The organism is Sphingobium sp., from assembly GCF_003248505.1.
GTDB lineage: Bacteria > Pseudomonadota > Alphaproteobacteria > Sphingomonadales > Sphingomonadaceae > Sphingobium.
This window is the reverse complement of record NZ_QFOA01000044.1, coordinates 18,985-27,487: the sequence shown is the minus strand read 5'-3', so window position 1 is coordinate 27,487 and position 8,503 is coordinate 18,985. Positions and strand designations below refer to the sequence as shown.

Sequence of the window (8,503 nt, the reverse complement as noted above, 5' to 3'; positions counted from 1 at the left end):
ACGCCATGCGCGCCGGCGCGACCGACTATCTGTCCAAACCCATTGCCCCCGAACGTCTGCTGGCCGCACTCAACGCCACGCTGGCCGAAAGCGGAGGACGCGGCGAGCTTCGCCCGCTGACCGAAAAGATCACCGCGCCCCTGTCGTTCGAGGATGTGGTGGGCGCAGCGCCCCAGTTCCGCGCCGCGCTCGCCATCGCGGCCAAGGCAGCGCGGGCCAGGGTGCCGGTGCTGATCGAGGGGGAGAGCGGTGTCGGCAAGGACGTGATCGCGCGCGCGATCCACGCCGCCTCCCCGCGCCACAAACAGGCGATGGTGACGGTCAATTGCGGCGCGATCCCCGCCAACCTCGTCGAATCGGAACTGTTCGGGCATGAGCGCGGCGCCTTCACCGGCGCGTTCGACCGGCATGTCGGCAAGTTCGCGAGTGCCGACATGGGCACGATCTTCCTCGACGAGGTGAGCGAGATGCCGCTCGATGCGCAGGTCAAGCTGCTGCGCGTGTTGCAGGACGGCGAGGTGCAGCCCATCGGCGCGCGCCGCCCGATCCATGTCGACGTGCGCGTGATCGCGGCGACCAACCGGAAGCTGCTGGACGAGATCGACGCCGGGCGGTTTCGTGAGGACCTCTATTACCGGCTCAACGTCGTGCAGTTGACCGTCCCGCCGCTGCGCGAGCGGATAGGAGACGTGCCGGCGCTGTGCCGCCACCTGCTCGCCCGCATCGCGACGCAGCCGGGGATGCGGAGCCTGGGCCTCACCGACGACGCGCTGGCGATGCTGATGCAGCATGGCTGGCCGGGCAATGTCCGCCAGCTTCAGAACGCGCTGTTCCGCGCCGCCGTCCTGTGCGATGGCGACGCGCTGACGCCCCAGGACTTCCCGCAGATCGCCGCGCATATCAGCGCGCGGTCGGGGGCCGACATCCACCTTATCCACCCCCGCCCCGCCCCGCCGACACATCGCGAGGGCGCGGGCATCACCCTGTTCGAAGGGGACGGCCATGTGCGCCAGCTCGCCGACATCGAGGCCGATGTCATCCGCCTGGCCATCGGCCATTATCGCGGGCGCATGACCGAAGTCGCGCGGCGGCTGGGGATCGGCCGGTCGACGCTCTATCGCAAGCTGGCGGAACTGGGAATCGACAGCGCGGCATGAACGGGCCGTCGTTTCAAGGCCATGTATCGTTGTAATTAGCAGGCGGCTATGCTTTGGAACGGCTTATGAAACACGCCGCCTCCGCCGCCCTCGCCGCCGTCCCCGCCCTTCTGATGCTGGCCGCGTGCGGCCGTACCGAGCCGGTGGGCGACATGCCGACGCAGGAACAGCTGGCCGCCGCCGCCAATGCCGCCGCCGCCAACGCGGTCGCCAACCAGCAGGACGGCGCGGACGAGGCGGAAAGCCGCAACTACGTCAATCTGGATCGCGGCTTTTCCATCACGCTGCCCGAGGGGTGGACGAAGGACAAGGGCGCGAGCAACGCGGACGGTGTCGTCTATCAGGACCCGGGCGCCGGTGCGGACGTGCGCGTGTTCTGGCAGAAGAACAGCGGCGACCAGACGCTCCAGCAGATCGTGGAAGCGATGAGCAACGGCGCCGAAGGGGTCGATGGCGACTATATCGGCGAGAATGAATATCGCGGCACCGCCAATGACGGCGAAGGCAATAATGTGGCGGTGCGGCTGTTGCGGCAGGCAGACGGCGCGATCGTCACCGCGACCTTCGTCTATCCCGAGATGTTGAGCGAACAATATCAGGGCATCGCCGACCGGACGCTGACCAGCCTGCGCGCCTTCGCGCCCAAGGCGGCGACGCCTGAGGCGCCAGCCGCCAATGCGACAGAGGCAGAGGCCGCACCCAAGCGATAGATTGCGTCAGAAAGCGCTCAGCCCCGCGTCGGCAAGCCCGCGCCAGAGGTGGAGCGCCTGCACGCTTTCCTTCACATCGTGGACGCGCACCATCTGCGCGCCTTGCTGCGCCGCGCGGAAGGCAAGCGCGATCGAGCCACCGAGCCGGTCGGCGGCGGGCGCTTCGTTGGAGAGCGCGCCGATAAGACGCTTGCGACTGCCCGCGAACAGCACCGGCACGCCCAGCCCCTGAAATGTGGCAAGGCCGTTCACGAGGGCGAGATTGTCGGCCAGCGTCTTACCGAAGCCAAGGCCGGGATCGACGACGATCCGGTCGCGCGCGATCCCTGCGGCAAGGCAGGCGGCGATGCGCGATTCGAGATGATCGAACACGGCGGCGACCACATCGCCATAGCCATCCGGCCCGAGGCCGGAGCGATCATGTGGATCGTCCCCTGCGGACGGCGCGTGCATCAGGACCACGGGGCAGCCCGCTTGCGCGACGACATCCATGCTGCGGGGATCGTGCGCGAGCGCCGATACGTCGTTGACGATGGCCGCGCCCGCCGCGAGCGCCGCTTCCATCACCGCGGCCTTGCGCGTGTCGATGGAGACAGGAACGCCCGCTGCGACGAGCCTTTCGATGACGGGCACGACGCGCGCGATCTCATCGCCTTCCCATATCTTTTCGGCGCGGGGGCGAGTCGATTCGCCCCCCACGTCGATCAGCGCGGCGCCTGCCGCCGCCATCGCGAAGCCGGCGTCAGCCGCCGCCTGAGGATCGCCGCTATGCCGCCCGCCATCCGAAAAGCTGTCGGGCGTCACGTTCAGGATCGCCATGACCTGCGGCGCGTCGAAGCGAACGGTGCGACCCTCAAGCGCAAGCGCCGCGCGCGGAGCCGAGATCGCCGCGGCGATCCGCGCGGCACGATCCGCCAGCGAATCGGGAAAGGCCGCGACGGTGTCGGCGAACTCCGCCACGGGCACGACCTGACGCACGATACGGCGCGGGCCTTCATAGGCGGTCAGTTCATAACCCTGGAACCAGAGAAGGCCGTTGCCCATGCGTGCCGCGCTGCCGTCGGGCAGGCCGATGGGCGACGGCACGAACCAGACGGGTTTCAGATAGAGGCGCGCATCGGCGGGAAGGATCAAGGCTCGTTCGCCAACAAATAGGTCTGGCGCAGCGTGTCGATGGGCAACAGCTTGCCCCCCGCTTCATGATGCCAGAAGGTCCAGCCGTTGCAACTGGGCGCGCCCTGAAGCGTCGCGCCCAGCTTGTGGATCGAGCCTGAATCCGCTCCCACGCTGAGCGATCCGTCGGCGCGCACGACGGCCTGCCAGCGGCGCTTGGTGTCGGTCAGGATGGCGCCGGGGTGCAGATAGCCGGTTTCCACCAGCGTGCCGAACGCGACCTTGGGCTGCTGACGCGCCGTTTGCATAATGGTGAGCGCACTTTCGTCCAGGGGCAGCGCCGCCTCGATCCGTTCCAGCGCGACCTCAATATAATCGTCTTCCCGCTCGATCCCGATCCACTTGCGCCCCAGCCGCTTGGCGACAGCGCCGGTGGTGCCGGTGCCGAAGAAGGGATCGAGCACCACGTCGCCGGGCTTCGTGCAGGCCAGAAGCACGCGATAGAGCAGCGATTCGGGCTTTTGCGTCGGGTGCGCCTTGGTCCCGTTGCGCTTTAGCCGTTCGGGACCGGCGCAGATTGGCAACACCCAGTCGGAGCGCATCTGAAGCTCGTCATTGAGCGTCTTCATCGCCTTGTAATTGAAGGTGTAGCGCGCATCCTCGCCCTGGCTCGCCCAGATCAGCGTTTCATGCGCATTGGTGAAACGCGTGCCCTTGAAATTGGGCATGGGGTTGGACTTGCGCCAGATGATGTCGTTGAGAATCCAGAACCCCTCGTCCTGGAGCGCGGTGCCGACGCGAAAGATGTTGTGGTAGCTGCCGATCACCCAGATGGTGCCGTTGGGCTTGAGGATACGGCGCGCCTGCGCCAGCCACGCCTTGGTGAAACGGTCGTAGCTGCACAGCGTATCGAACTTGTCCCAATCGTTGTCGACGGCATCGACCCGGCTGCCCTCCGGGCGGAAAAGGTCGCCGCCCAGTTGGAGATTGTAGGGCGGATCGGCGAAGATCATGTCGACGCAGGCGTCGGGCAGCTTGGCCATTTCGGCGATGCAGTCGCCCCGCAGCAGGCAATCGGTGGCGATCTCCGCGCTATTGTCAACCTGCGCCGCCGCTTTCCTGCGTCGCGGCGCCGCGACCCGCTCCATCACACCCATATGCTCTTTCGCCCCCGTTCGTCTTGAGGACCATGCGATGAGTCCTCGGGAGTCCGGCGTCAAGATCAGCAGCTTGACAGCGGTTGCTCGAAAAATCGTTAACGCGGGCGCTGGGTTGGGCGGCGACACAAGATATTGAGTCGATGCGGGGCGCGAGGACTCAAGATGGGGCGGTGTGACATGAAAGACTCAGAACCGCGCTGCCCCTCAGTTTTTTTGGTTAACGAGGTCGATGAGGCATTTCGACGCATGGATATTGACCAAATCATAACCATGGGGTTATGCGTTAACCATGACTGCCCTATCGCATCCCTCATCCCGGCCCGCCGCCGCCGACGCCCTGTTCAAAGCTCTGTCGGACGGGACACGTCGCGCGTTGCTGGAGGCGCTGGTGCGGGACGGGGAGCAGAATGTCCAGATGCTGACACAGAGCGCGGGCGTGTCTCAACCCATGGTATCGCGGCACCTGGCCAAACTGCGACAGGCCGGTCTTGTGACCGCGCGGCGCGCCGGGCGTGAGACTCACTATGCCGCACGCGTCAAGGGACTGGGACCGGTGATCCAGTGGATGGCGGTCCACGGCGCGCTCTGGTCCCAGCGATTCGCCGCGCTGGAGGGCCTGGGCGAGCGATAGGCGTAATTTGATTACGCGCCCCACGCCTCTTTCGCGATTTTCCATCGCCATATCGTGCTTGCCAGCAACTTCCTGAGCGCGCAAAGCGCCACGCGAAGAGAATGCGAGTCATGAGCGGGACAGGTTGCCACCGATGCGGGAACGAGCGAGGTTCGTGCGGGAAACCGCAGACGTGCGGCGACAGGCCCTGATCGACGCGACGGCAGCCTGCCTTGCCGAAAAGGGCGCGGGCGGAACGTCTGTGCGCAGTATCTGCGCACGGGCGGGCGTGTCGTCGGGGCTGCTGACGCATTATTTCGAAGGGGTCGATGCGCTGATCCTCGCCACCTACCGCGATGTCGGCGGCAAGGTGGCAGCCGCGCTGGACGCGGCGGTGGACGCGGCGGGCGACGATCCCCGCGACCGGCTGCGCGCCTGCCTTCAGGCCAATTTCATCATGCCCGTGCTGGACCCCAACCTGCTTGCGACCTGGATCGCCTTCTGGAGTCTGGTCAAGTCTGACCCCCGCATGGCGAGCGCCCATGCCGAGGTCTATCGGTCTTCGCGCGTGCAACTCGAAGAACTGCTGCGGGCGGCGGCGCCCCATCTTCAACTGGCGGGGGTGCGGATCGCGGCGATCAGCCTCATCGCGCTGGTGGACGGACTGTGGCTGGAACTCTGCCTCGACCGCAGCGCCTTTTCGCCGGAAGAGGCGCAGGCGATGGTCAGCGACGCGATGGACACGCTGATCGCACGCTAGATTAGAACCTTGCTTATAGCAGTACGAGCTGCGCGACCGGTGCGAAACTGCGGCGGTGAAGCGGCGTTGGCCCATGTTCCCGAAGCGCGGCGAGATGACGGGCGCTTCCATAGCCCTTGTTGGTTTCCCAGCCATAATGCGGATGGTCGGCGGCGGCGGCGATCATCATCCGGTCGCGTTCCTCCTTCGCGAGGATCGACGCAGCGGCGATGGACAGGCATTTGGCGTCGCCCTCCACCACCGGGGTCGAGGCCCAACGCCACCGGGGGCAGCGGTTACCGTCGACCAGCACATGCGCGCAATCGTGCGTCAGCGATTCCACCGCGCGCGTCATCGCCAGCATCGTCGCCCACAGGATGTTGATCTCGTCGATCTCCTCCACGCTGGCGATGCCGATGCCCCAGCACAGGGCGCGCGCCTTGATCTGCGTTTCGAGCACGGCGCGACGGGCGGCGGTCAATTGCTTGCTGTCGTTGAGGCCGTCCGGGCAATCCTCCTGCCGCAGGATGACGGCGGCAGCGACCACCGGCCCGGCGAGCGGGCCCCTGCCCGCCTCGTCGACGCCCGCGACGAGGCCGGGGTGATGACGCAGTTCGTGCGCAAAGTCAGGCATGGGCGTGGAAGCCGAGCGGCGCGCCCATGGGACCGTGCCCCGCGCCGAGGCCCGGCGCGAGGCGAAGCGATTCGCGAACATATTTGCGGGCGCGCTCAATGGCGTCAGCGATGTCCATCCCCTGCCCCAGGCCCGTCGCGATCGCGCTGGCGAGCGTGCAGCCGGTCCCATGCGTGTGCGGCGTATCGATACGCGCATTGCTCCATGCCTTGAGCACGCCCTGCGGCGAGATCAGGCGGTCGGTCAGCATCGGGCCTTCGGCATGGCCACCCTTGGCGAGCACATGCGTGCCGAAACGCGCCGCAATGGCGTCGCCACCCAATGCTGCAAGTTCGGGCAGGTTGGGCGTAACGAGCGTGGCGATGGCCATCAGCCTCTCGAACGCGGCAATCGTGGCGTCGTCCGCCAGCGTCGATCCGCTGGTGGCTACCATCACCGGATCGAACACGATGGGCACCGCAAGGTGCGCCAGCCGGTCCGCGACGGCAGCGGCGGTGGCGGCGCTGCCGATCATGCCGATCTTTACCGCATCGACGCCGATATCGGCGATGCAGCTGTCCATCTGCGCCAGCACCATGTCCGCCGGGACCGGATGAACGGCCTGCACGCCGAGCGTATTCTGCGCCGTGATCGCGGCGATCGCGGTCATGGCGTGGCCGCCGAGCAGCGTCACGGTCCTGATATCCGCCTGGATACCCGCGCCGCCGCCGCTGTCGGACCCGGCGATGACAAGAATGCGCGCAATGCTCATGCCGTAAAACGGCGCTGCGTCGAAGCGGGGTTCGCGGCGAGCGCCTTGCCCGTGCGGGTCGGGCGGTCCATCAGCTCGCCGCCGCAATTGGGGCAGCGGTCGTCGAGCGCTTCAGCGCAGGGCGCGCAGAAGCTGCATTCGAACGAGCAGATGAACGCGCCGGGCTGATTGGCAGGCAGGTCGGTGCCGCAGCGTTCGCAATCGGGCCGCATGTCCAGCATCAGGCGGCGGCCTTCTCCACGGCGGCGCAGATACGGTCGACGACGTCGCGCACCTGATCTTCCCGGTCGCCCTCCGCCATGACGCGGATGACAGGTTCGGTGCCGGAAGGACGGATGACGAGGCGACCCGATCCGTTGAGTTCGGTTTCCGCCTGCGCGATAACCCGCTTCACATCGTCATGCTCCAGCGGCTTGCCGCCTGCGAAACGGACATTCTTGAGCAGTTGCGGCACGGGATCGAACTGGTGCAGCGTTTCGCTGGCAGGCTTGCCCGAGCGCACGAGCGCGGCAAGCACCTGAAGCGCGGCAACCGTGCCGTCGCCGGTGGTGGCATAATCCGACAGGATCATGTGACCCGATTGTTCGCCCCCGACGTTGAAGCCACCTTCTCGCATCCTTTCCAGGACATAACGGTCCCCGACCTTGGTCCGCTCGAGTGCGATGCCCCGGCCCGACAGAAAGCGTTCGAGGCCAAGGTTGGACATGACCGTCGCGACGAGGCCGCCGCCGCGCAGCGTACCGTCGCGCGCGAAATTGGCGGCGATCAGCGCCATGATCTGATCGCCGTCGACGATCTGGCCCTTTTCATCGACCACGATCAGGCGGTCGGCGTCGCCGTCGAGCGCGATGCCGATATCCGCGCCCGCCGACACGACAGTTTCCTGGAGCAGCAGCGGCGCGGTCGACCCGCAGCCGTCATTGATGTTGGTGCCGTTGGGATCGACGCCGATGGCAACGACGGTCGCCCCCAGTTCCCACAGCGCGGACGGCGCGACCTGATAGGCGGCCCCGTTGGCGCAATCGACGACGATCTTGAGGCCGTCGAGCCGCAGGTCGGCGGGGAAGCTGGACTTGACCGCATGGATATAGCGACCGCGCGCATCCTCCACCCGGCGGGCGCGACCGATGTCCTTCGACGCGGCAAGCGGGATATCCTGCGCCAGCAGCCCCTCGATCTTCAATTCATCCTCGTCCGACAGCTTGTAGCCGTCCGGCCCGAACAGCTTGATGCCGTTGTCGAAATAGGGGTTATGGCTGGCAGAGATCATGACGCCCAGATCCGCGCGCATCGAATGGGCGAGAAGCGCGACGGCGGGTGTCGGGATGGGACCGAATTGCACCACGTCCATGCCAACGGCGGTGAAGCCCGCGACCAGCGCATTTTCGACCATATAGCCCGACAGCCGGGTATCCTTGCCGATGACGACGCGATGCCGGTGGCTGCCGCGCAGGAAGTGCGTGCCCGCCGCCATGCCGACCTTCATCGCGAGTTCCGCGGTCATGGGCCATTGGTTGGTGCGACCGCGAATGCCGTCGGTGCCGAAATATTGCCTGCTCATGCCCCTTCCATGCAACGATCGGGGGGCCGCTCGCAAGTCGCAGGCTGGTCCATGAGCAATGTTTCATG

The 8,503-nt window shown here is 66.6% G+C and carries 10 protein-coding genes; 4 read left to right on the top strand and 6 right to left on the bottom strand.

Going from position 1 to position 8,503, the window contains the following annotated elements:
* Together DI606_RS13345 and DI606_RS13340 are read left to right on the top strand one after the other, a co-directional pair.
* A partial coding sequence (locus tag DI606_RS13345; RefSeq protein ID WP_293983832.1) for a sigma-54-dependent Fis family transcriptional regulator occupies nucleotides 1–1,157 on the top strand: 1,157 nt, incomplete at its 5' end.
* Nucleotides 1,158–1,222: 65 nt separating this feature from the next.
* Nucleotides 1,223–1,867: a hypothetical protein gene (locus DI606_RS13340; RefSeq protein ID WP_293983830.1), complete on the top strand. Its 645-nt coding sequence runs from the start codon at nucleotides 1,223–1,225 to the stop codon at nucleotides 1,865–1,867.
* Nucleotides 1,868–1,873: 6 nt separating this feature from the next.
* Here the strand turns inward: DI606_RS13340 and folP are convergent, their stop codons facing one another.
* Both folP and DI606_RS13330 read right to left on the bottom strand, forming a co-directional pair.
* Nucleotides 1,874–3,001, bottom strand: coding sequence for a dihydropteroate synthase (folP, locus tag DI606_RS13335; protein ID WP_293983828.1), 1,128 nt, complete (start codon nucleotides 2,999–3,001; stop codon nucleotides 1,874–1,876).
* A complete protein-coding gene (locus DI606_RS13330; RefSeq protein WP_293983826.1) occupies nucleotides 2,998–4,137 on the bottom strand; it encodes a site-specific DNA-methyltransferase in 1,140 nt (379 codons plus the stop codon). Before DI606_RS13330 ends, folP begins: the two co-directional genes overlap by 4 nt.
* A 292-nt stretch (nucleotides 4,138–4,429) precedes the next feature.
* On the opposite strand from DI606_RS13330, the gene DI606_RS13325 reads away from it, so the two are divergent.
* On the top strand, nucleotides 4,430–4,771 hold the full coding sequence (locus DI606_RS13325; protein ID WP_293983824.1) for a helix-turn-helix transcriptional regulator: 342 nt from the start codon (nucleotides 4,430–4,432) through the stop codon (nucleotides 4,769–4,771).
* A 133-nt stretch (nucleotides 4,772–4,904) separates the two neighbouring features.
* Entirely contained in the window at nucleotides 4,905–5,510 is a 606-nt protein-coding gene (gene betI, locus DI606_RS13320) for a transcriptional regulator BetI (protein WP_293983822.1), read from the top strand.
* Between the two features lie 13 nt (nucleotides 5,511–5,523).
* On the opposite strand, the gene DI606_RS13315 is transcribed toward betI, so the two are convergent.
* From DI606_RS13315 to glmM, 4 genes are read right to left on the bottom strand one after another with little or no spacing between them, the layout of a single operon-like run.
* Nucleotides 5,524–6,123, bottom strand: a complete 600-nt coding sequence (locus DI606_RS13315) for a ribonuclease HII (RefSeq protein ID WP_293983820.1) — start codon at nucleotides 6,121–6,123, stop codon at nucleotides 5,524–5,526.
* Entirely contained in the window at nucleotides 6,116–6,874 is a 759-nt protein-coding gene (thiD, locus tag DI606_RS13310; RefSeq protein ID WP_293983818.1) for a bifunctional hydroxymethylpyrimidine kinase/phosphomethylpyrimidine kinase, read from the bottom strand. The genes DI606_RS13315 and thiD overlap by 8 nt, the downstream gene beginning before the upstream one ends.
* Nucleotides 6,871–7,095, bottom strand: a complete 225-nt coding sequence (locus DI606_RS13305; protein WP_293983816.1) for a DUF1272 domain-containing protein — start codon at nucleotides 7,093–7,095, stop codon at nucleotides 6,871–6,873. The genes thiD and DI606_RS13305 overlap by 4 nt, the downstream gene beginning before the upstream one ends.
* Nucleotides 7,095–8,435 (bottom strand): phosphoglucosamine mutase, encoded by a 1,341-nt coding sequence (glmM, locus tag DI606_RS13300; RefSeq protein WP_293983814.1) that lies wholly within the window; start codon nucleotides 8,433–8,435, stop codon nucleotides 7,095–7,097. The genes DI606_RS13305 and glmM overlap by 1 nt, the downstream gene beginning before the upstream one ends.
* Nucleotides 8,436–8,503 lie beyond the last annotated feature (68 nt).